At 59.9% G+C, this 20,778-nt stretch carries 18 protein-coding genes; all 18 read right to left on the bottom strand.

Annotated features, from left to right (window positions below; translation table 11 throughout):
• Positions 1 to 24: 24 nt before the first annotated feature.
• On the bottom strand, positions 25 to 441 hold the full coding sequence (locus ACIPUD_RS37105; protein WP_018458254.1) for a tetratricopeptide repeat protein: 417 nt from the start codon (positions 439 to 441) through the stop codon (positions 25 to 27).
• Positions 442 to 643: 202 nt separating this feature from the next.
• A complete protein-coding gene (locus tag ACIPUD_RS37100; RefSeq protein ID WP_018458253.1) occupies positions 644 to 1,042 on the bottom strand; it encodes a hypothetical protein in 399 nt (132 codons plus the stop codon).
• A gap of 12 nt (positions 1,043 to 1,054) precedes the next feature.
• The gene (locus tag ACIPUD_RS37095; RefSeq protein WP_018458252.1) at positions 1,055 to 2,710 is read right to left on the bottom strand and encodes a type II and III secretion system protein family protein; all 1,656 of its coding nucleotides are present in this window, start codon (positions 2,708 to 2,710) and stop codon (positions 1,055 to 1,057) included.
• Between the two features lie 493 nt (positions 2,711 to 3,203).
• On the bottom strand, positions 3,204 to 3,623 hold the full coding sequence (locus ACIPUD_RS37090) for a TadE family protein (protein WP_446482651.1): 420 nt from the start codon (positions 3,621 to 3,623) through the stop codon (positions 3,204 to 3,206).
• Complete coding sequence (locus ACIPUD_RS37085) at positions 3,620 to 5,014, bottom strand: TadG family pilus assembly protein (protein ID WP_446482650.1); 1,395 nt, start codon at positions 5,012 to 5,014, stop codon at positions 3,620 to 3,622. The genes ACIPUD_RS37090 and ACIPUD_RS37085 overlap by 4 nt, the downstream gene beginning before the upstream one ends.
• 9 nt (positions 5,015 to 5,023) lie before the next feature.
• Positions 5,024 to 5,470, bottom strand: a complete 447-nt coding sequence (locus ACIPUD_RS37080; RefSeq protein ID WP_085352212.1) for a hypothetical protein — start codon at positions 5,468 to 5,470, stop codon at positions 5,024 to 5,026.
• Between the two features lie 51 nt (positions 5,471 to 5,521).
• Positions 5,522 to 6,169, bottom strand: coding sequence for a methyltransferase family protein (locus ACIPUD_RS37075; protein ID WP_018458248.1), 648 nt, complete (start codon positions 6,167 to 6,169; stop codon positions 5,522 to 5,524).
• A 2-nt stretch (positions 6,170 to 6,171) separates the two neighbouring features.
• On the bottom strand, positions 6,172 to 7,080 hold the full coding sequence (locus ACIPUD_RS37070) for a type II secretion system F family protein (RefSeq protein WP_018458247.1): 909 nt from the start codon (positions 7,078 to 7,080) through the stop codon (positions 6,172 to 6,174).
• Entirely contained in the window at positions 7,077 to 8,009 is a 933-nt protein-coding gene (locus tag ACIPUD_RS37065; protein WP_018458246.1) for a type II secretion system F family protein, read from the bottom strand. The genes ACIPUD_RS37070 and ACIPUD_RS37065 overlap by 4 nt, the downstream gene beginning before the upstream one ends.
• Positions 8,006 to 9,430 carry a CpaF family protein gene (locus ACIPUD_RS37060; protein WP_446482649.1) on the bottom strand — a complete coding sequence of 475 codons (1,425 nt, stop codon included), beginning with the start codon at positions 9,428 to 9,430 and terminating at the stop codon, positions 8,006 to 8,008. The genes ACIPUD_RS37065 and ACIPUD_RS37060 overlap by 4 nt, the downstream gene beginning before the upstream one ends.
• Positions 9,427 to 10,632: an AAA family ATPase gene (locus ACIPUD_RS37055; RefSeq protein ID WP_018458243.1), complete on the bottom strand. Its 1,206-nt coding sequence runs from the start codon at positions 10,630 to 10,632 to the stop codon at positions 9,427 to 9,429. Before ACIPUD_RS37055 ends, ACIPUD_RS37060 begins: the two co-directional genes overlap by 4 nt.
• A complete protein-coding gene (gene cpaB, locus ACIPUD_RS37050) occupies positions 10,632 to 11,597 on the bottom strand; it encodes a Flp pilus assembly protein CpaB (protein WP_085352041.1) in 966 nt (321 codons plus the stop codon). Before cpaB ends, ACIPUD_RS37055 begins: the two co-directional genes overlap by 1 nt.
• A 1-nt stretch (position 11,598) precedes the next feature.
• Complete coding sequence (locus ACIPUD_RS37045; RefSeq protein WP_018458241.1) at positions 11,599 to 12,105, bottom strand: A24 family peptidase; 507 nt, start codon at positions 12,103 to 12,105, stop codon at positions 11,599 to 11,601.
• A 101-nt stretch (positions 12,106 to 12,206) separates the two neighbouring features.
• Positions 12,207 to 12,422 (bottom strand): hypothetical protein, encoded by a 216-nt coding sequence (locus tag ACIPUD_RS37040; RefSeq protein WP_085352040.1) that lies wholly within the window; start codon positions 12,420 to 12,422, stop codon positions 12,207 to 12,209.
• Between the two features lie 17 nt (positions 12,423 to 12,439).
• Entirely contained in the window at positions 12,440 to 12,679 is a 240-nt protein-coding gene (locus ACIPUD_RS37035) for a hypothetical protein (RefSeq protein ID WP_143273384.1), read from the bottom strand.
• 404 nt (positions 12,680 to 13,083) lie between these two features.
• Positions 13,084 to 14,454 carry an HlyD family type I secretion periplasmic adaptor subunit gene (locus ACIPUD_RS37030; RefSeq protein WP_026233538.1) on the bottom strand — a complete coding sequence of 457 codons (1,371 nt, stop codon included), beginning with the start codon at positions 14,452 to 14,454 and terminating at the stop codon, positions 13,084 to 13,086.
• A gap of 9 nt (positions 14,455 to 14,463) precedes the next feature.
• Positions 14,464 to 16,176 carry a type I secretion system permease/ATPase gene (locus ACIPUD_RS37025; RefSeq protein WP_231188757.1) on the bottom strand — a complete coding sequence of 571 codons (1,713 nt, stop codon included), beginning with the start codon at positions 16,174 to 16,176 and terminating at the stop codon, positions 14,464 to 14,466.
• A gap of 94 nt (positions 16,177 to 16,270) precedes the next feature.
• Positions 16,271 to 20,767: a beta strand repeat-containing protein gene (locus tag ACIPUD_RS37020; RefSeq protein ID WP_446482674.1), complete on the bottom strand. Its 4,497-nt coding sequence runs from the start codon at positions 20,765 to 20,767 to the stop codon at positions 16,271 to 16,273.
• Between the last annotated feature and the right edge of the window lie 11 nt (positions 20,768 to 20,778).

Genomic DNA, 20,778 nt, shown 5'->3' with positions numbered 1-20,778 from the left:
TGATCGCAGTATCCGGTCGATTGCTTATGGCTGGTTGTTTGGTGGTCTTTCAATGAACCGCCGGCTGCCATTGAGAAGCTCGAGGTTATTGGCGATGACCGGATTACCTGGGTCGAGTGAATAGGCCTTCTCGAATTTCCGTCGCGCTGCATTCAGATTGCCGCGCAGCATGTACGAATATCCCTGGTCATTCAGAATCTGAACGGTTTCGCCTCCCAGCCGGATCGCTTGCGCATAGGCCTGATCGGCCAGATCGAAACGACGCAGCTTGTCGTAGCTCGCTGCGAGACCAATCCAGGCGGTGACGTCCTTGGGTGATTTCTCGACGGCGTCCTTGAAATAGCGCTGTGAGAGCCCGTAACTGCCGCGATTGTAATGCTCCAGCCCCAGCCGCACAGGCTCGTCCGACGGGTAGTACTTGACGTCGGTCGGCTCCTGCACCGGGTCCCCACCCGGTGGGTCTACGGGAGCCACGACGGCAGCCACCCTCGTGGTCTGGTCACATGCCGCAAGGCCTGGCGCCAGCCAGCAACAGGTCAGCAGTAGAATGGCACGTCGCATAATTTTTTGTCCCCCGCCCGGCCCAGCGGACTCACTGCACCGCACTCAATGTCCCGTCGCTGAACTCAACTACCAAAAGCCGCTACCTGCCCCCTGCCCCGCCGACTGGCACCGATATGCCCGACGATGCTCCCGCTCCCAATCCAGTTACGTTGACATTCTGCGTGACGGGCGGGCGCTGGCCCATTAGTTTCGTCGGATCACCGTTATCGGGAAGCTGATCCACCGGCTGTTGCTGGTTGCCGTAGCGCGTCACGGCCGAGCCCACACGTCGCGCGTCATACGCGATCCGGCGATCGCCCACGTATCGCGGCCATGGGTGGATGGTATGGGTCACGGCGTTGACCTGCTTGGCATCGCCGGCGGTCATCGTGATGCTGTTGGAACGCTGAAAGTAGCGGTCCACCTCGTCATGACCGGCGACGCCGTAACATCCCCCGAGCAGGATGGGCGCAAACAGAACCAGATGCCTGATCGTCATCTCGCGCGTCCTTTAGTTTAGAGTTTTGACGACCGTCTGATCGGCACTAGCGGCCGGGACGACGATGGGGGCCCGGACTTCAGGCGCGATGATGTGGCCATACGGTCCCTTCACTTCGCCTCCGGAATTGACGTAGTCATTGTAACGCTTGCGGACTTCCATCTGACCATTGAGGAAGAAATCGACGTCGTTGGCCGGCAGGCGGGAGTCGAGCGGCGAGGCCAATTGCTGACCGGGCGCCGCCGGCGCGACCAGGCGCGGCGTCACGATGATCACCAGATCGGTTTCTTCCTGCTGATAAGATTTGCTGCTGAACAGGCTTCCAATCACCGGCACCGAGCCGATCCAAGGTAACTGCGAAACGTCCTGGCGATTGCGGGTCTGCAACAGGCCGGCGATGGCAAAGCTCTGGCCATCGCGCAACTCCACCGTGGTTCGCGCGTCGCGACGGGTCAGCGCAGGAACGGTCGTCCCCTGAATCGTGACCGCGTTGGCGAAATCAAGTTCGCTGACCGACGGCTCGACCCGAAGATTGATCACACCGCGCGAGAGCACAGTGGGGACGAAGGCGAGCTCAACACCGAACTTCTTGTAGTCGATCGTGATTGTGGGAAAGCCGTTTGTTGTCTGGGTCGGTATCGGTACCGGAAACTCACCGCCGGCAAGAAAGCGCGCGGCATCGCCGGACAGCGTGGTCAGATTTGGCTCCGCCAGCCGGCGTGCCAACCCCTTGGTTTCCAGCGCCGAGATCAATAGGTCCACCGAGCCGCCGCTGCTGGTTCTGACAATGCTGGTCAACAAGCTTCCGAACGGGGCCGGCGCGATGCCCCCCGCTGTACCGGCGAGCGTTCCCAGAGTTCCTAGTACCGGAAGGCTACCCGTCGGGGGAGCGCCGACATCCCCTCCCCCGGCACCGAGAGGACCGTTGGCGGTATTGATCCCACCAATCGGTGATCGACCGGCGGCGGTCACACGACCCAGCCCGGTGTTACCAACGTTCGTGCCGTTGGCATTGGCCGCATAAAGATTGACGCCGAGATTGCGGCCGGCTTCTCGGTTGACCTCGAGGAAGCGCACCTCGAGCATCACCTGTTGCGGGGCCGCGACGCTCATCGCGTTGACGACGACCCCCCCTTTCGCGACCGTGCTGGTGGCGATCGCCATGGCCCGCTCGGCCGTAACTGCGTCGGCCGCGACCCCGCTGAGCACCACCTGGCCCTCGGAAGCCGACACGCGGATACCTTGCCCGCCGGTGCTGGTCCGGATGTTCTGCTGCAGATTGCCGGTATCGATCACGACCTCGACGTCGAGAATCCCGATCTGCTTCATCGAGCTGTCGAACAGGATGACGTTGGTAGTGCCGGTCTGCTTGCCCTGCACGTAGATGAGGTGATCGCTCAGCGACTTCACGTCGACGATGTCAGACGAGCCCGCCACGATCGTCGCAAAGGCCGTGTCGACTTTGAAGGTACGTGACTTGTTGAGGACGAGCTTGACCCGCTGGACGTCGTTCATCTCGCTGACGATGACGCCGCCGGATGAGCCCCGCCGGTCTGCAGCCGCCGCGCGGTCAGCGAACCCAGACGAGGCGAGCGCCGCGCCCAGACCCATCACGCCGAAGGCGAGAAGCCTCCCGACCTTGTTACCCGAAACGCCATCGCCACTCATCCGAGTCCCCCACTGCGATCCACGAAGATTCCCGCAAATCTACGTGCTCGACGTCCTCAACATTTCCCCTCTGCGCACCACGTCGCAGAGCTTACAATCTGTCCCACTACAATTCGTTACTTCGTGTTTCCAAGATCATCCTCCCTGATGCAGGCAGCTTGCAAGACGAGATACTTACCGCACCGCCGCAAGCGGAAAGAAAACTCTTCAATGTTGCCAGCGCGCATCATTCCCACTGGCTGTGGGGAACTATCCCGCAGCACGAGTGCAATTGGCGCGCGCTTGCGTCGCGGCTTTGCTATCGAAGGACATTCGGTCGCACGCTCGGAGATTCGCTTGGCCGAGTGCAAATCCCTCTGGTGAAATTCCGCACCCGCGCGTTTGACCAAACTCGACCAACTTCTTGATCCCCGATCGAAAAGCGGACGCCCGGACGGCGTGGCCACGTAGCGCTGTCGGGCGAAACATGTCAGGCGTGCTGCCATATTCGCCCCTAGAAGGGAATCTGGTTGGAGGCGCTCGGCGCATTGAGCGCTGTGCCCCATATGGGCATCAGCATGGTAAAGCTTGCCTGGGAAGCTGTAACACTCAAGCTGTTGCTGTTGGCCCCCACGGTCAGCGTTGGCGTGAGACCTCCGAAAAACAGGAAGGGTGCCGCGTTCTGCTTTGCGGAGGTGGACAGGGGATCCCCGGTGCAGCCGGCCGGCGACTGCGGCGGGCTTTGAAGCAAGGCAGGCGTATAGCAGCTGATCATGACCGCACGGGCGCCAGCACTCGCGAGCGTCCGCAAGGATTGCATCGTGATGGCATAGCGCCCAAGATCGAATATGACGAACATCAACGTGAAAAGCGCCACGGCCACCATGATAAATTCAAACGGCGCGACACCGCGATTGTCGAGCTTTCTCATCATTGCACCAAAGCGACAACTTGGGTGTAAACGATGGTGGTCGGAGCACAGCCTTGCGTGCTGAGGTAGCCGCCACCGGTCATGGTGAGTGTTTTGGCGATCACTTCCGAGCAGGTCGTATTGCTAGGTTGAGTCGTCCCGCCGAACGACACATTCGCTTTGGGAAAATACATCGCGCCTGCAAGCTTGATCACACCATTGCCGCCGATGTTGACGTTCGCAGTCGTTTGATCGTCAATCAGAACCCCATTCAAAGCAGGAAATGTCGGGTTGCTAGAAAGGGCCGAGAGATTGACATTCCCGCCGTTGATCGTGAGGCTCGAACTGCCGAGCAGCACAATGTTGACACCTGTGCCCGTGACGGTTGCGCCGGTGATGTTCACCGATGCATTATAGAAAAAATACGTTCCCGACCCTGTAAACGTCACATAATCTTGGTTCCCCCAGTTAAAGCTTCCGGTATATGCGCCGCTGCTGGTGTTGGGTGCAACGTTCCAGCACTTGCTGCCATTGGGATACGGTAGTCCGGTGATTGGGTTGATGGCGGGGCATGTAACCTTCGTAGATGCACTGGTGGTGGTTCCGGTTCTCGTGTTGATCGACGAGGTAGGATTGTTCAATCCCTGAAGTGGATCCAAGGCGGGAGGCATAAAGTAGTTGTGCGTTACGCCGGGGTTGGCGCAGGTGCCGCCAGGCTTACAGCCAGTTGTACCGAACAGGGCCCACCCCGCATCCGGGGGGGTAAAAGTTGGACTGCTGCCAAGTTGAACGCTGTAATCAGACATCAGCGGGCAACCCGTTCCGTTGTTGCTGAGATTACCAGCGAGTTTGAGCGCTCCCCCACCGTTCGGATCAGGTCCCAGCGCTAGGGCGCACACCTTGCTCGGTAGCTGGACCATTGCAATGGCTTGGGCGGGGATGTTGACGGTGGTCAAGCCCAGCACTGCCGCCAGGTACGCCGGTTGTTGCTGGCTGACTCTGGCGCGCACAGCGTTGCCCGTGCCCGCAACGGGCGTTGTGAACGTGCCCGCATTGTAGTTGCCGATATCGATCTGCACGACCCGCGAGGTTCTCGTCGGAAGGCTCGTCGGACAATTCCTGCCCGGATAGGCGGTAGCGTCATTGGGACTGTAGTTGCAAAACCCATTCTGAGCCGCGAATTCCTTGCCGCGATAATCCACTGACTGCGTCTCGCAGGCCGCACCCGCCATTGTACATGAAAGCCGCAATGCGCCGGAATAGGCCGCTGAGTCGGCGGCGTTCTGCGCGTGCTGGCGGGTGACGTACCACGATCCAGCCTCGGCCCCGAGTGCGACCACTCCGATCAGTGGCACGAGAGCGATGACTGTTGCGAATGCGACGGAGCCTCGTTGGGAATGGAGTAGATCACGCATGGAAACACCCTACTGGAAGCGTTCTGAGTGACGCAGCGTGTACGTGCAGGTGGTGGGACACAGCAGCGAACCCACAAAAGGCGGGCGTGCCCCAAGCGGAGCCAAAGTGATGGTTGTCGAAAATGTAATGTACTTCGGAGAAGCAAGATTGCTCGGCGAACAGGTGGCCCCTGCGTCGCCGCACAAAACCTGAAGGTTGCTGATCGCATGACCTGCGACTGTGGTCTGTAGCCCTGTCTTCCAGCTCACCGTGCCGTCAGGGGCGAGCGGATTAGCGTACTGCACATACTGCCCGAAGGAGCGCAATGCGCTCCATGCGGAGATAAACTGGAAGCCCGCGGCGGCTAAGTCGGCGAGCGGCACAAGCAGGAACGACACCAAGAAAATGTAGACGATCATGGTCTCAAGTGCGACGGCGCCGCGTTGATCCACGATCAAAGACTTCTTGCGGCTCATGAGTTGACCTCCACCGATAGTCACCCATCCGGTCGTCGACCGGAACAGCACTCACCAAACGTAAGGGACCACTCTCCAGCGCGATGCTTCGTAACCGGAATATTCCGGGCAGTTGCGACGAAGCAGGTCCTCTTCGTAATAAATGCGGCAAACCTGAACGCCGATATGCAAGACGAGCAAGGCCGCTGTCAGCGGCGTCGGGCTTCTCAGCACCACGCCCAACACGGCGATTTCCTCCGCAAGGTAGAGCGGGTGCTTGATCCACCGATACGGGCCCGTTTGCACCACGTTGCGCGCCTGTGGCACCAGACTGAACGACCTGCCAAGATGTCGGATGGTGACCAGCATCATGATCATGCCGATCAACACGCACGCGGTGGACGCCAGGTTTGGTAACGCCTTGTCGGTTTCGCCGAAGAAGGCGATCGTCCACGGCATGTAGGTACCGACGAACGCCGCTATCCTTGGCAGACGGCCGTTCGCTTGCGCCTTCGCCGGAGGCCGCGTGATGATCAACAGCGCCAGGAGCACGTAGAAGACAGCGAGGCAAACACTCGACAGGAGCGACGGCCAGGGATCATGAGCCGACGATCCGATCTTGATGGCGACGCCAAGCGCCAGCAACATGAACCACATGCCGCCGAACAGTTGCATCGTCCGATCGTAAGAGGAGGTTTTCGACAGGGCAATCGTGCTCATGGCTACTTACCGAAGCTGGCGAACGAACGCACGAGGTGCAGAATGGGACTTCCTCCCAAAATGACGAACATGGCTGGAAGCAGGAACAACACCATCGGAATAGTCAGCTTGGCGCCCAACTTGTGTGCTCTTTCTTCAAGCTTGGTAATACGTTCGCGCCGGAGGTCGACAGCGACACTCCGCAGAGCCTGGCCCACCGGCGTTCCGTATTGCAGGCTTTGGGCGACCATGAGTCCGAACCGCCGGAGCCCATCCGACGTAGATCCCAGTTTATCGAATGCGTCGCTGCGCCTTGGCAGGATTCGGAGATCATCAAGAAGGCCGCTCATGACCCGGGCTATAGCAGGATTGGTCTCATGCATTTCTTGCGCTACGCGTGCCAGCCCGCTTTCCAGGCCCATTCCCGATTCGCTGCACACAACCAGCAAATCGATCATATCCGGCGTGCCCAGTCGAATGGCGGCATCAAACCGCCGCTTCAGCACCGCCAGTATCAATCGCGGCGCTAAAATGCCGATCGCCACGCCAATAAGTGTGAAGACCAGCACATCCAGCAGTGCCTTCCCGAAAAGCTGAGCGACACACCCGGCGATGATCGGGCAGAGGGCCATGCTGACGGCTTTGACACCGATCCAGGTCGGCAAGGCTCGATGATGATTGAAACCTGATGATTGAAGGATGGTTCGTAGCTGATCCAGATTTTCCTCAGCATAGAAGCGACGATACCGCATGCCGAGTGACGAAAACCAACCGGTCACATCCTGGAAGGGGGCAGACTGGCCAGCAACGCCCATCACAGCGTTCGACACCCGGGCGTCCAATGTACGAACGTGTATTTCGCGGATAATCAACATGCAGGACGCAGTCCCAGCCACGACTGCGAGGGCCACCAGACTGAGACCAGAGGTCATAGTGCTGTTTCCCTTCTGACCATCCAACTTATCACCAGGGCTCCAACAAGCACCGAAACGACTGCGTAGACCAGCAGCTTGTTTCCGACCGGATCGGTGAACAACAGATCGACGGTTTGCGGATTGGCTGCGTATAGGACCCCACCTGCAATCAATGGCGAGACCGTCAGCGCTCGTGAGGAAAAGATCACCTCTCCCGCCAGTGCCTTGGCGCGAGCAGCCAGCGCCACACGTTGCCTGACAGTGTCTCCCAGGTTCTGCAAGGTCTCGGCCAGGCTGCCACCGGACTTCATCTGAACGGCAAGTGTCACCGCAAAGATCGCATACTCCGCCACCTGAGTTCGCCGATAGACAGCCTGGACAGCTTCCTCTGGAGGTCTACCCAGATTCACTTCGCTGCATACGATGGCAAACTGCCCAGCCGTTGGCTGCGGCATATCGCGCGCGAGGGCACGAAATGCCTCGTGCACAGGCAGGCCTGATCGCACGGTACTTGTCACCAGCTGGATCGCGTCAGGCAGCTGTCGAAAAAGCTGAAGAGCGAACCGACGTTTCTGCCATCCGAACAGGCCTCGTATCACAATAATGGCCGTGATTGCGGCGACAATGGACACGTAGACCAGGGAATATCCCAGCTGGCTGTTCGCATAAAGGATCGCTGCTGCTCCGAATGCACCGGCGAGCAGCACATAGGCCGGATGCAACACGTAGGGTATATCGGGATTGTAATTGGACAGCCGATTGAGAAACTGAGCCTGGGACCCGGTCTCCAAGCGGCGAATGGATGGTAGGTTAGCCGGATGCGACGTTGGCAGAGCAATCGCCAACTGGCGATTGATGCGTCTTTCCCGAGCGTCGAGCCACAACGAGATGGCTGCTGCACACATCGCGAGGGCCAGAACAGTGACGATCACGGACTCCAGCATCATACTTGCCTCATGGCCTCGGCCCAAGCACCATCTAGCCCGAAATAGACAAGACGGCTCTTGAACTTCGGAGTTGCAAGGTTGGACTTATAGCTGCCCGATATCCGCCCGTTCACATCCTCCTCTTGATACTCGAAGGCTGCGATGTCATTGGTGGTGATCACCTCCCCTTCAAGGCCGATCACCTCGCTGATCTGAATGATGCGGCGCTGTCCGTCCCGCATGCGTTCGACCTGCACGATGAGGTCCAGCGCCGCGACGATCTGACTTCGAATGGCGCGCGACGGTAGATTGACCTGTCCCATCTGCACCATGTTTTCGATGCGGGTCAGGGCATCCCGGGTACTATTCGCGTGTACCGTGGAGATCGAACCATCATGGCCGGTGTTCATCGCCTGCAGCATGTCGAATGCTTCGGCACTGCGCACCTCGCCAACGACGATCCGGTCGGGACGCATGCGCAGGGCATTTACCAGCAGATCGCGCTGTGTCACCTGCCCTGTGCCCTCGAGACTGGGAGGCCGGGTCTCCAGGCTGATCACGTGCGGCTGCTGAAGCTGCAACTCCGCCGCGTCCTCGATCGTGACAATGCGTTCGGTGTGATCGATGAACTGGCTCATAGCGTTCAGGAGCGTCGTCTTGCCGGATCCGGTACCGCCGGAGACCAGAACATTGAGCCGCGAGCGGGCGGCGATCTCCAGCAAACGTCCGATGGCCGCGGTCATTGAGCCGTTTTCAATCAATCCGGCTATGTCCAAACGGCGGCTTGGAAATTTTCGGATGGAAATGCACGGACTATGGATCGCCAGCGGCGGGAGGATGATGTTGACCCGGCTGCCATCCAGCAGGCGACAATCGACCATCGGACTGGACTCGTCGACGCGCCGGCCAACCTGCGCGGCAATCTTCTGAGCGACGGAAGCAATGTGACCATTGTCCCGGAATCGCACCGCAACTCGTTCCAGCTTGCCGTTTCGCTCCACGTAGACATTACTCGGACCGTTCACCATGATATCGTTGATCGATTGGTCCAGTAGTAGCGGACGGAGCGGCCCGTAGCCCGTCATGTCGTCGGCAATTTCGTCTGCGAGCTGCAGCTGCTCACGGCCCGACAGCTCGAGCCGTTCCTGGTTGGCAATTTGATGGATGATCTCCTCAATCTGCCGCCGGAGAACTTCCCGCGAGACGGTTGCGGCCACCGATGGCTCGATCTGCTCAATTACCCGTTCGCGCAGCGAAGGCGGGATTATGGGTTGGTCGATCGGCGGTTCGTCGCGCCTTGGCGCGGGCGACGGCACGCTCGGTGCGGATACAGCCGTGCTGAGCGGCGGCAAAGGCAAGCCCATCGCAGATGCAGGGAGGCTTGTCGTCAATGAAGATATGTGAGCTGGTGCGTCGTCTTCACGCCTACCAAATTTTTTCATCGCAGATGTGCTGTGAGCACCCTCCTCCACCAGCCACTCCGCTCAGCAGCGACACCGCTGATCTCCCGTACGATCGGTGCCAGGTGGCGCCGCAATTTTCTGACGTGCTTCAGAGCTGGAATGCCCAGATTGAGCGCCTCGGTCATGCCCTTGCCGAGATCGGGAATGACGATGTCGGGCTCTGCACCCAACGCCTTGACGACCGCCGCCCTCGGCAGGCCCCCGGGACGACCGGCCCGGTTGAGCAAGGTAAAGACCCGGTCCTTGCCCGCGATGTTGATCACGGCGGCGCGTAGCGCATGGGCATTGCGAAGTCCGGTCACCTCGGATTCGAGCAGCACCATCACATGACGGGAAAGTTTAATCACGGGATAGATCGACGGCGGAAACGGGACGGGTACATCCACGACGATGTAGTTGAACCGTTGACGCAGCAGACCCAGCACGTGTCGTATGCCAGCTTCCGTAATTTCGAGCTGCGCATCGAGGTCCTCGTCGGCCGAGACCAAGCAAACCCTTTCGTTGACTTCGATTGCCGCGCGCTCGAGGAAGAGTGTGTCCGCCCGCATCGGATTTTCCAGAGCGATGCGCAGCCCCGGCCCGGGACGAACACCCAGCATCACGGCGGCCTCGCCGCCCTGCAAATGAAGATCAAGCAGCGCCACTTTGGCCTTGGTTGTCTCGGCGAGTTGCAGCGCCAGATTGATCGCGATGCTCGTGGCGCCGGCGCCGCCCTGCGCCCCGCAGATCGAGACCACGTGCCCGCCACGATCGATGTGGTTGGCTGCCACGTCGCCGAGCAGCTTGGGGCGCAGCTTGTCCAGGACCATATCGCGCGTGAGCGGCCGCGGCAGATACTCCGTCAAGCCGAGCTCCAGGAGCTCACGGTAGAAGGTAATCTCCCTGTTATCGCCGATCACGGCTACTCGGACATCGGGTGGACAGACGCCGGACAGCCTTTCCAGTTCAGTAAAAGGATCATCGATGCCACTGATGTCTGCCACCAGCGCAAACAGGTCGGTGTCGGTTTCAAGCATCCGTATGGCATTGCGGATCGTGCCGCGCCTGATCGAGAGGTTGGCGCCTTCGAGCCCCTTGCGCAACGCCGCAGCGCTGAGCTCATCATTTACGAAACCGACGATGCGGTTACGCGTGACGATTGAGGTCGATTCTTCAGGCGGAGTGGCTATGGCAATGTTCATCAGCGTTTCTCCGACAACCTGTTATCGTAACCCACCGCCGTTGCAGTCGGGCCTACGGCATCCGATGCACCGTCGCAGCTGACGAGAGCGTCTTCCACTTGCTTTCTGACCGTGTATTGCTTGACCTCACCGCCTGAATGAACGACTACTGCCGTTCTCTGTGCAGAAATTGCATACTGGCGGGCAAGTTCAGGCGACACATCACAGCTCGACATCGCGCCGGTGTCTGCCTTGTCCCACTGATCGACTGCTGCGCGTACGGCCAAGGAGAGCGTCCCGAGCTGCTTTGCGACGGTGACTTTCTTGACCTGGACTTGCGTAAGCTCCAGTGAAACAGTCTGCGTTTGCTTACCTGCCATCCCGCTAATGGGTCGCGCGCCCTGCACGATCTCCTGATCAATCGCGATGACTCGAACATTGCGCAGAACGGTTTCGCTCAGGGCGCGACGCGCGGTATCGACTTTCTCGAAAACCTGGGTCAACACGACGTCCACGTGATCGCCCGGCCTGATGAGGCCCGAGACACCGGCCTCCTCGTCAACCTTGATGCTGATGGCACGGCTGTCTGGCGCCAGGATACTGGCGAGGAAACCGCGGTCCCGCGGACGCAGGATATCCTGCAATGTAACGAGACTGCCCGCTTCGACGAAGTTGCGGATGAGTGAACCCGGAAGTCCGGACTTGGACTCGGGGGTTTCAAGGATAGCTCCCTGGGGAACGCGCTCCGGCGGCACCGCGCGCACGGCGAAATCCTCTTCGCGGGCCAACGTCCCCCTCGGCAACGGCCGTACCGCGATAAAGTATCCGGCCGTCGCCGGCGCCGCCGGCGCGAGGGTCGTCGCTGTCACCTGTACTGGGACCGGAGGGCTGGCCTTCGGCAGGTTCATGCTATAGGCAATCAGTCCGAACGCTGTGGTTGCAAGCAAAAGCACCACGATGATCGACAGACGCAGCGCGGATGACATTTCACGATCCTTTGCTCAGTATGGTCCAGATACCGCCACATGCGATAGCAACTCCGTAAGGCAGCGGGGCGTGTCGCAAATGGCGCCAACGCTCGATCGCGTAGATCCGCCGTACGAGCGACGATCCGGCGGGTGCCAACCTGGGATATGGCAGGTGGCGCATCATCAGATGCCCCAAGGCAAGAACGCCGCCGGCCAGCACGGTGACCGTTAGCAACTGCATCACGCCGCTCGGCGGGAGACCAACCGCCAGGGCAACCAGCAGCTTGACATCGCCGCCACCAATTCCTCCGCGCGCGTATAGGACAAAAAGCAGCAGAAAGAGGATCGCGGCTGCGATCAGCGACACAGCGACTTGAATCGGGCTAGGCAATTGACCGGCGATCCCGAGGAGCGCCAGCGCGAGACAAATTTCGTTTCGGATCAGGCGCGTCGCAACGTCCATCGTTGCGACATAGAGCAACAACAGGATTTCCAGGATCGAGGCTGTGGGAGCAATCCAACTCATGAAATGCACGGTTCAAAAAAGGTGGAAGGCAAACTAGCGGGAGCACTCCTGCGGGAGGGGGGCAGCTTGGATTGCCCCCCTCTGGCGCCAAGATGGCCGTATCAACCAGCGATCGCGGTGGCGAAAGCGGTGGTGATTGCGGTGATCCCGGTCGTTAACGCCGCCCCGATCTGTCCACCGGCTCCGCCACCGAACACAGCACCCACTGCGCCAACGATGCAAACCGCGACGATGATGTACTCGAATGACACCACCCCATCCTGGTCCGTCCGCAGACGCTTCAACGCTTCCTTGGTCTCGATGTAATATTGCAACATTGGAAGAATCCCTTCTTTCAAGATGAATTTGCAGACACCTCGGCAACTTCCAGCGGCTGCGGATTATATCCGGCCGCCAGCGATAAACTATCCATTAAATGTTTATTAGCGTCAATATTTAATATATAATGCCATCCTGAATTAACCGCCGCAAAACGCGCCGTCGTGACAACCCAAAAATCGATAAAACGTCGTAATACAAAGACGATAGCCGGCCAACAATCGGAATCCTGGGCAGAGCGCTGGCTGAGAGTCATTAAAGAATCACGGATTATTACGGGTGGACGGCGATATAATTTGATTATTCGGAAATTCGATATTTATGCAAAGCCGATGAGCTGTCGGAGTGCATCCAACCCTTTCAATCCACTCGCATATGACCGGCGGATGCAGCGACGACACCAGCGTGCATGGATCAAATTTCGCGAGGTCGGCCGGATGACCTAGCGCGCCGTCTGCAAGCCGTTGATATCGCCCGTGCGGTAAGCGCTATGAATGCCTTGATGGCCTCGTGCCTCTCACACCGCACCTCCTCGGCCTCTGGCTTTGCAGCGATTTGCGTCGTCAAGCGAAGTTGGCCTCCGGGACGAGGCCATTTGATCCTTCGTCGTCCGGCTCGGCGTCGCTACTGGATTGCCTCGTCCATCGGTTGCTTGACCGGTTACTTCTGCCGGAACGACTGATTGAATGACATCGCGAGCGGCCCGACGATGTAATCAAACGCGGTTCGCTGGACGGTCGGGATCATAACGGTCGCCGGCATGCCAGGGTACAGGCGAATGTTCGGCATGTCCGCCAACTCACTCTGATCAATCCGGACAAAGGCCGTGTAGTACGGCGCATTTGTCTTGGGATCAGTGAGGCGGTCAGCCGAAACCTGAATGACGTCGCCGTGAATGATCGGGACGATGCGCTGCTTGTAGGCAGTGAGATGGACTTCGGCGCGCATATTGGGATGTACGTCGCTGATGTCCTCCACCGCAACCTGGGCTTCGATGGTGAGTGCGTCCTCGGCCGGTACGATGTCGAGGATCTTGTCGCCGCGCTGGATGACGCTGCCGACGGCGAACACGGTCAATCCCACGACCCGGCCGGTATAGGGCGCCCGAATTTCCATGCGACCCAGGACCGACTTTGCACTCAACGCCTTCGGAATGACCTCGAGCAATCTGGCCTGCGTGTCACGCAAGTCCTTGGTGACATCTGTCATCCGATCATTGTCGAGTTGGGCGATCTGCTGCTCTTGCTCGGCGATGGCCTGTCGGGCCTTCGCGATACCGGCTTTTGTATCGGCGATCTGGCCTTCCAAACCGTACGCCGTCCGCTCCAGCTGGAGAATTCGCGGACGCGCAATCAGGCCCCGTTCGACCAACGGCGCAAGATCCTTTGCCTCGTTGCGGACCGAGTTGATCTGATCGGTGAAGGCCTTGACCTGTGCCTCGGCGCCCACAATCTGTGACCCAAGCTGGTTGATCTTCTCGCGAATGACGCTTCGTTGCCCGTCAAGCGATGCTCGCCGACTGTCGAACTGATTGAGCTGACCGGTCCATACGCTCTTAAAGTAGCGGTCATCAGAGCGCGCCCTCAAATCGGCCGGCATGGCCAGCTCGGATCCATGATCGAGCTCCGTCAGGAGCCGTACTTCCGTTGCACGAAGCACGGCATATTGTTGTGTGAGCACCTCATACTCGGCACGGACCTGCGTATCGTCCAGAACGATCAGGAGATCGCCTGCCAGCACCCGCTCCCCTTCCCGGACATGCAATTCCCTGACAATGCCGCCATCGAGGTGCTGAACGCTCTTGCGGTTGCCGTCGACCTTTACGATAGCATTTGCAACCACGGCGCCGTTGAGTGGTGCCGTCAGCGCCCAGGTGCCGAATCCGCCGAAAAAGATGGCGATGATCAGCCATCCCGCGAGTGCTACGCGACGAATCGAGTCGCTCGGTGCACCGCTCCTGAGTTGATCACTCGTCGAGCTCGGCGCTAATGCGCGTGGTTTCGACCAGCTTGTAAACTCCATCAGCGCCATGACCATGTCCTAACCCGTCGTCTCGCGGACCGTGTGGATCGGTACGGGCCTCGTCAGACGGGCCAGGATCTCGGCGCGCGGTCCGAACATCTCGACGACGCCTTCACGCAGCACCAGGATCTTGTCAGCCACGCCGATGGTGGCCGGCCGATGGGAGATAATCACCACCGTCGTGCCGCGCTTCTTGAGTTGAAGAATGCAATCGGCGAGCGCGGCGTCTCCTTCGGCGTCGAGATTGGAGCTCGGCTCGTCGAGCACGAGAAGGCTCGGATTGGCGAAGATGGCGCGGGCAAGACCAATACGCTGACGATAACCGCCCGAGAGTATGGCGCCGCCTTCTCCCACCTGCGTATCATAGCCATCCGGCAGGCGCAGGATCATCTCGTGCACGTCCGCCATCCGCGCCGCCAGAATCACCTCCCTGTCTTCGCCCTCCTGGAATCGGCTGATGTTGACGGCAACAGTGTCAGCAAACAGCTCAATATCCTGGGGGAGATAACCGATATGCTGGCCGAGTGACGTCTTGATCCAGCTCGAGACGTCCGCCCCGTCCAGTCGCACCGCGCCTGCAGATGGCGCAAGCACACCGACCAGATGACGCGAAAGCGTGGATTTCCCGGCGCCCGAAGGACCAATGATGCCTAGTACTTCGCCCGGCTCGATTGCGAACGATACCCCGCGCAGGATGGGCTTCGAACCAAACGGCGGCACATAGGAGAGCCCCTCGACCGAGAGTCGGCCCTGCGGGCGCGGCAGCGTCAAACCGACCTCCCGTTGGGGATCGGCTTTCAAGAGCTCGCGGATGCGCAGGAATGCTCCACGAGCAGATACAAGATTGCGCCAGGATCCAACGATCTGCTCTACCGGCTGCAGGGCTCTTCCGAGCAGAATGCTCGCGGCGAACATGGCGCCGACAGTTGCAAGTCGCTCGATCACGAGATAGGCGCCGAGGCCAAGTATCATCGACTGCATGGCAAGCCGCAGAAAACGGATGATGCTCTGCATGGTGGCGGCGCGATCGCTCGCAGAGACCTGCCGTTCAAGCATACGGGTGCGATCACGGGCCCAACGCCTCAGCAGCCCTTCGGTCATGCCCATCGCCCGCACCACTTCGGTATTGCGCAGGCTCATCTCTGTAAAGCTGTAGCTCCGGGAAGCCGCCTCGCCGGCCTCCGTCAACGGCAGCTTGACCCGCCACTCGTTAAACAGGGCCATAAGAATCAGCAGGATGGAGCAGCCCAATGCGAACGCCCCCAGGAACGGGTGCAGCACAAAAATCACGGCAATGTAGATCGGCGCCCAGGGCAGATCGAAGATCGCATGGATCCCCATGCCGGTGACGAACTGGCGGAAGGTGTCGAAATCGCGCAGCAGCTGGCTGCGCGCGCCGCCGGCGCCAGCGGAGCGATGAATGATCGCCGTCATCACGCGCGCCGCGATCGTCTGGTCGAGGCGAATGCTGGCGCGGGTCAGCACGCGGGCGCGTACGGCATCCAGCCCTGCCAGCGCCAGCAACGCCATCAACAGCGCGATCGTGAGCATCAGCAGCGTGATCTCGCTGGCGCTTGCGATCACCCGGTCATAGACCTGCAGCATGTAGAGCGGTCCGGCCAGGTAAAGCAGATTGATCGCCAAGCTGAAGATCGCGGCAGTGACGAAATAGCCCCGGCAGCTTTGCAGCAAACGCCGGAGTTCGTCGGGTCTTTTGAACGGAGTACTCACACAGATCAGCGGAAAATCCGCCCCTCTTCAAAATCACGCCGTAATCCAAAGTCAGGGCCGCAACATTCGCCCCGACCCATTTCCCCGCCGCGCATCAGGCCAGATGGTCGTGGTAGCTGATGAGCGTTCCCGTGTTCTTGTCTGCCTCGGTTTGGAAGCCCGCGGGGTCGTACTGGCCCAACAGGGTAATATTGGCGGTATGGACTCCGTCGGTCACCGACAGGGTTCCTCCAGCACCAGCCTGATTTGCGACATAGCTCGCGGTCGTGCCGGCCCCGAATGCCACATCGAGGAGATCAAGGTGGTCATCCCCGTTAAATCCGGACACGACCCCGCTAAAGTCGAAGGAGTCATGGAGCACGATTGTCCCGGTCGCTTGGGCATCAAGCGTGACATGCGCAGATGAGGCCGCTCCGAATTCGAGTGTGGCCGAACCGCTAATCTGAGCCGTTCCGTTACCGCTGACATTGCCATCGATTGTGACGTTGCCGCCATTGGCCCACAACACGCCGGTGTTGACGAGGTCGCTGTGGACCTCCAGTCCACCGGTTCCTGTTGCCTCGATCGTGCCGGTGTTGGTGACGGCGTTAGCTCCGGTATCGATGTCGAGCGCATTGGTGCCGGTGGCGATGATCGTGCCTTCGTTGACCAGCACCATCATCCCATCCCCGAGGTGGCCGGCACCGGAGATCGTGTTGTCCACGTTCGTCAGCGTAACGTCGGAAACCGTTCCGGTGATCACGTTCTCACTGCTGTCGGACAGGATGACCTGCCCGTGGCCCTGCAGCGTGATGCCGTGCTCGATCAGTTCGAGATCGGTCTCGCTTCCGCTCGAGTTCAACTCGATCGTGCCGGTATTGTCGATGATGCCGGAGAGCGGCAGGATTGCACCATCGGCGATCACCATGTGGCCGGCGTTTTCAGTGACCGGCGTTTGATCGAAGATGAAGTCGCTTGCCGTGAGCGACGAGGCATCGACCCCATGCAGCGTGATCGACTGCCCCTCTCCCGCTGAGATCACCGCGTTGCCGTTACTGTCATTGGCCGTGTGCGCCTGAATGTCGCCAAAGCCGGTGAACTCGGCATAACCGACCAGATCGATCTGGTCGTGCGCGGTGTCAAAATTGTAGATCGTATCCCGGCCAATCGGTTGAGCGAAAACGAGCAAGTCGTTGCCGCTCGAAGCGGTCAGGTTGTCGTCGCCCGAAATGGCGAAGATTGGTGAACCGGCCGCGTAAGCTTCAATATTGTCGAAAACAACCCTGGTTCCCGTGCTGCCGTCTGCCTCCGTCCACGTTTCGGCAACGTTCAGGACAACCGCACCCGCGAAGTCGGTGAGCGTGGTAACTGCTAGCGACCGGACATCATTTGTTTGCACCGTCCAGGTGCCGTTGCCTTCGTTCGTCCCCGCGTTCAAACTCCACCCCAACGGAACACCGCTGACTGTGACCGTTATCAGGTCGTTCAGGTCCGACGAGGGATCGGTCAGACCAAGGTTGATCTGCTCGCCGGCGATGCCGGCCGGAGCTACTCCCGTCGCAAAATCGGTGGCAGTCAATGACGTCACCCCTGCGAGGTGTATTTCCAGCAGGCTGGCGGTGCCGCCGTTGAGGGCGCCATTCGTGGCGTTACCGTAGACGATCGTCTGGTTGTTGGCAGTATCGACAAACCAGGCAAATGTATGGGCCGCAACTGAGCTCGTCGCCGTGGCCAACGACGTGCCGATCGATGTGATTGCAAGGCCCGAGGTGGCCGCGATTTTGTCAGACCCCGACGCAAAATCGGTGACAATATCGAAGCCGGCATGGTTTGAGTCGGTAACGGCCGTATACCTGAACGTATTGTTTCCGGTGCCGCCTGACAGAATATCAATGCCGGCCCCGCCGGTGAGCGTATCGTTTCCAGAACCGCCGAGAAGCAGATCGGAGCCGTTTCCGCCATTCAGGGTATCGTCGCCGCCGAGACCCACCACGATATCGTTGCCGTCGTTACCCGAGATTGTCTCACCGTTGGCAGTTCCAACCAGGGTATTATCCGAAGGATTGCCGGTTAACCCCGCAAGGAGATTGGGCAAGTCATCGGCGATCGCGGAATAGGTCGCAGCGCCACCTCCATTGAGTGCGAGCGCGAGATTTCCGTTTTCGAAAGCGGTGGCGCTCGCTTGCCAGCTCGAAGCTAAAAGGTCGAGAGTTCCTGTCGGAGAACCGTTAAAGTAGTTTTGTAACGCTCCTTCGAACGTTGCATTCGAGAGAACTTGCTCAAGCTGAGTGGAGGAGAACACCAGGGTGATGTCGTCTGCACCATTTCCACCGTTATAGGTGGTTGTCCCGTTGATGTGATTCCATGCTGTCACCAGAGTATCGCCGCCATTGCCCATCAAGACAGACCAATTGCCTGAAGGGGCCGGCGTATTTCCATCAAAAGTATTGTTGGCGAAATTGGCAATGTCAGTACCGTTTCCAAAATTGATCACGTGTCCACTGACGCTACCGGCCAACGTTATTGTGACGGTCACAGGATTGGAAGAGAGAGAGCCATCTGAAGTATGATAGGTGAACGAATCCGTGCCTAAGAAAGAGTCTGTCCGCGTGTAAGTAAATGAGCCATTGGGGTTAAGCGTCACCGTTCCGTGGGTCGGGTTGGTGTCTTTGACCGCAGTTATTGCACTGTCTGGATCAGAGTCGTTGGTGAGAACTCCTGGCGTTGTAACCGTCAAGATATTTCCGCCTGAAGTGTCGAGGATATATGCGTCATTCTGCGCCACCGGCGCGTCGTTGACCGGCGTCACCGCCACCGTCGAGGTCGCGATGTTGCTGGCGTGATTGGCGCCGGCCCCATCGTCCACCTGATAGCTGATGGTGCGGGTCGCACCCGAGGGGTTATCGCTTGAGTTCGAATACGTCACCGAACGTAGCGCCGCCTGGTAGTTCGCCACAGTCGCAGAACCGGTCAGCGTCAGCACGCCGGTCCCCGCATTGTAGCTGCCCGTGATGCCATTCTGGTTGGTGAAGCCGAGCACATCCTGGCCTGAGGCGAAGTTGGTTGTGATCGATACCGTCGCCCCGGTCAGATTCGTGCTGTCGACATCCGATGCCGTCAGCACGGTGTCGATGGCCGTCGCCGCCTGGTTCTCGGTATAGGACAGCGTGCCACCATTAGCGTTCAACACCGGCGCGTCGTTGACCGGCGTCACCGCCACCGTCGAGGTCGCGATGTTGCTGGCGTGATTGGCGCCGGCCCCATCGTCCACCTGATAGCTGATGGTGCGGGTCGCACCCGAGGGGTTATCGCTTGAGCTCGAATACGTCACCGAACGTAGCGCCGCCTGGTAGTTCGCCACAGTCGCAGAACCGGTCAGCGTCAGCACGCCGGTCCCCGCATTGTAGCTGCCCGTGATGCCGTTCTGGTTGGTGAAGCCGAGCACATCCTGGCCTGAGGCGAAGTTGGTTGTGATCGATACTGTCGCCCCGGTCAGATTCGTGCTGTCGACATCCGACGCCGTCAGCACGGTGTCGATGGCCGTCGCCGCCTGGTTCTCGGTATAGGACAGCGTGCCACCATTAGCGTTCAACACCGGCGCGTCGTTGACCGGCGTCACGTTGATCGTGTCGGTCACGGCCACGCTGTTGGCGGCCCCGTCATTGGTGATGATGGTGACGGTGCGGGCCAGGCCCGACGGGTTGTCGCTGGTGTTGAAGTAGGTCACCGAGTCCAGCGCGGTCTGGTAGTTCGCGACGCTGGATGACCCGGTCAAAGTGAGCGTTCCGGTCGCTGCATTGAACGATCCGGTGATGCCGTTCTGGTTGGTAAAGCCCAGCACATCCTGGCCGTTGACGTAATTGCCGGTGATCTGCACCGTCGCCGAGACGAGATTGGCGTTGTCGACGTCTGACACCGTCAGCGCCGGGTCGATCGCGGTGGCGGCGTGGTTTTCCGTGTAGTTCAGCGTATGACCGGCAACCGCAACCGGCGTGTCGTTGGTGCCGGTCAGCGTGATCGTCAGCGTCGAGGGGGCGCTGGCGCCATGCTCGTCGGTGACCGTGTAATTCGCAACCACGACCTGCGTCGCGCCCTCGGCCAGGTGCTGGTAGGCCGCATTCGACGCCTCGAAGCTGTAGCTGCCGTCCGCGTTGATCGTCAGGCCGGCGACCGCGCTGGTCTGCGCATAGGTCAGCGTCGCGCCGTCATCCACGTCGCTGTCGTTGGTCGCCACAGAGCCCGTGATGGTGCTGTCTTCCAGACCGCTGTTGGTGTCGGCAACCGCAACCGGCGTGTCGTTGGTGCCGGTCAGCGTGATCGTCAGCGTCGAGGGGGCGCTGGCGCCATGCTCGTCGGTGACCGTGTAATTCGCAACCACGACCTGCGTCGCGCCCTCGGCCAGGTGCTGGTAGGCCGCATTCGACGCCTCGAAGCTGTAGCTGCCGTCCGCGTTGATCGTCAGGCCGGCGACCGCGCTGGTCTGCGCATAGGTCAGCGTCGCGCCGTCATCCACGTCGCTGTCGTTGGTCGCCACAGAGCCCGTGATGGTGCTGTCTTCCAGACCGCTGTTGGTGTCGGCAACCGCAACCGGCGTGTCGTTGGTGCCGGTCAGCGTGATCGTCA

This window comes from Bradyrhizobium sp. CAR08, from assembly GCF_052871955.1.
Note: the sequence above shows the minus strand (reverse complement) of the source record. Positions and strands in the feature narration are given on the sequence as shown.

What these genes read in the sequence shown, in the direction of transcription:
- ACIPUD_RS37100 (WP_018458253.1), bottom strand. Translation starts at nt 1,042, where the DNA reads ATGACGATCAGGCATCTGGTTCTGTTTGCGCCCATCCTGCTCGGGGGA.
- ACIPUD_RS37095 (WP_018458252.1), bottom strand. Translation starts at nt 2,710, where the DNA reads ATGAGTGGCGATGGCGTTTCGGGTAACAAGGTCGGGAGGCTTCTCGCC.
- ACIPUD_RS37090 (WP_446482651.1), bottom strand. Translation starts at nt 3,623, where the DNA reads ATGATGAGAAAGCTCGACAATCGCGGTGTCGCGCCGTTTGAATTTATC.
- ACIPUD_RS37085 (WP_446482650.1), bottom strand. Translation starts at nt 5,014, where the DNA reads ATGCGTGATCTACTCCATTCCCAACGAGGCTCCGTCGCATTCGCAACA.
- ACIPUD_RS37080 (WP_085352212.1), bottom strand. Translation starts at nt 5,470, where the DNA reads ATGAGCCGCAAGAAGTCTTTGATCGTGGATCAACGCGGCGCCGTCGCA.
- ACIPUD_RS37075 (WP_018458248.1), bottom strand. Translation starts at nt 6,169, where the DNA reads ATGAGCACGATTGCCCTGTCGAAAACCTCCTCTTACGATCGGACGATG.
- ACIPUD_RS37070 (WP_018458247.1), bottom strand. Translation starts at nt 7,080, where the DNA reads ATGACCTCTGGTCTCAGTCTGGTGGCCCTCGCAGTCGTGGCTGGGACT.
- ACIPUD_RS37065 (WP_018458246.1), bottom strand. Translation starts at nt 8,009, where the DNA reads ATGATGCTGGAGTCCGTGATCGTCACTGTTCTGGCCCTCGCGATGTGT.
- ACIPUD_RS37060 (WP_446482649.1), bottom strand. Translation starts at nt 9,430, where the DNA reads ATGAAAAAATTTGGTAGGCGTGAAGACGACGCACCAGCTCACATATCT.
- ACIPUD_RS37055 (WP_018458243.1), bottom strand. Translation starts at nt 10,632, where the DNA reads ATGAACATTGCCATAGCCACTCCGCCTGAAGAATCGACCTCAATCGTC.
- cpaB (WP_085352041.1), bottom strand. Translation starts at nt 11,597, where the DNA reads ATGTCATCCGCGCTGCGTCTGTCGATCATCGTGGTGCTTTTGCTTGCA.
- ACIPUD_RS37045 (WP_018458241.1), bottom strand. Translation starts at nt 12,105, where the DNA reads ATGAGTTGGATTGCTCCCACAGCCTCGATCCTGGAAATCCTGTTGTTG.
- ACIPUD_RS37040 (WP_085352040.1), bottom strand. Translation starts at nt 12,422, where the DNA reads ATGTTGCAATATTACATCGAGACCAAGGAAGCGTTGAAGCGTCTGCGG.
- ACIPUD_RS37035 (WP_143273384.1), bottom strand. Translation starts at nt 12,679, where the DNA reads ATGACTCTCAGCCAGCGCTCTGCCCAGGATTCCGATTGTTGGCCGGCT.
- ACIPUD_RS37030 (WP_026233538.1), bottom strand. Translation starts at nt 14,454, where the DNA reads ATGGCGCTGATGGAGTTTACAAGCTGGTCGAAACCACGCGCATTAGCG.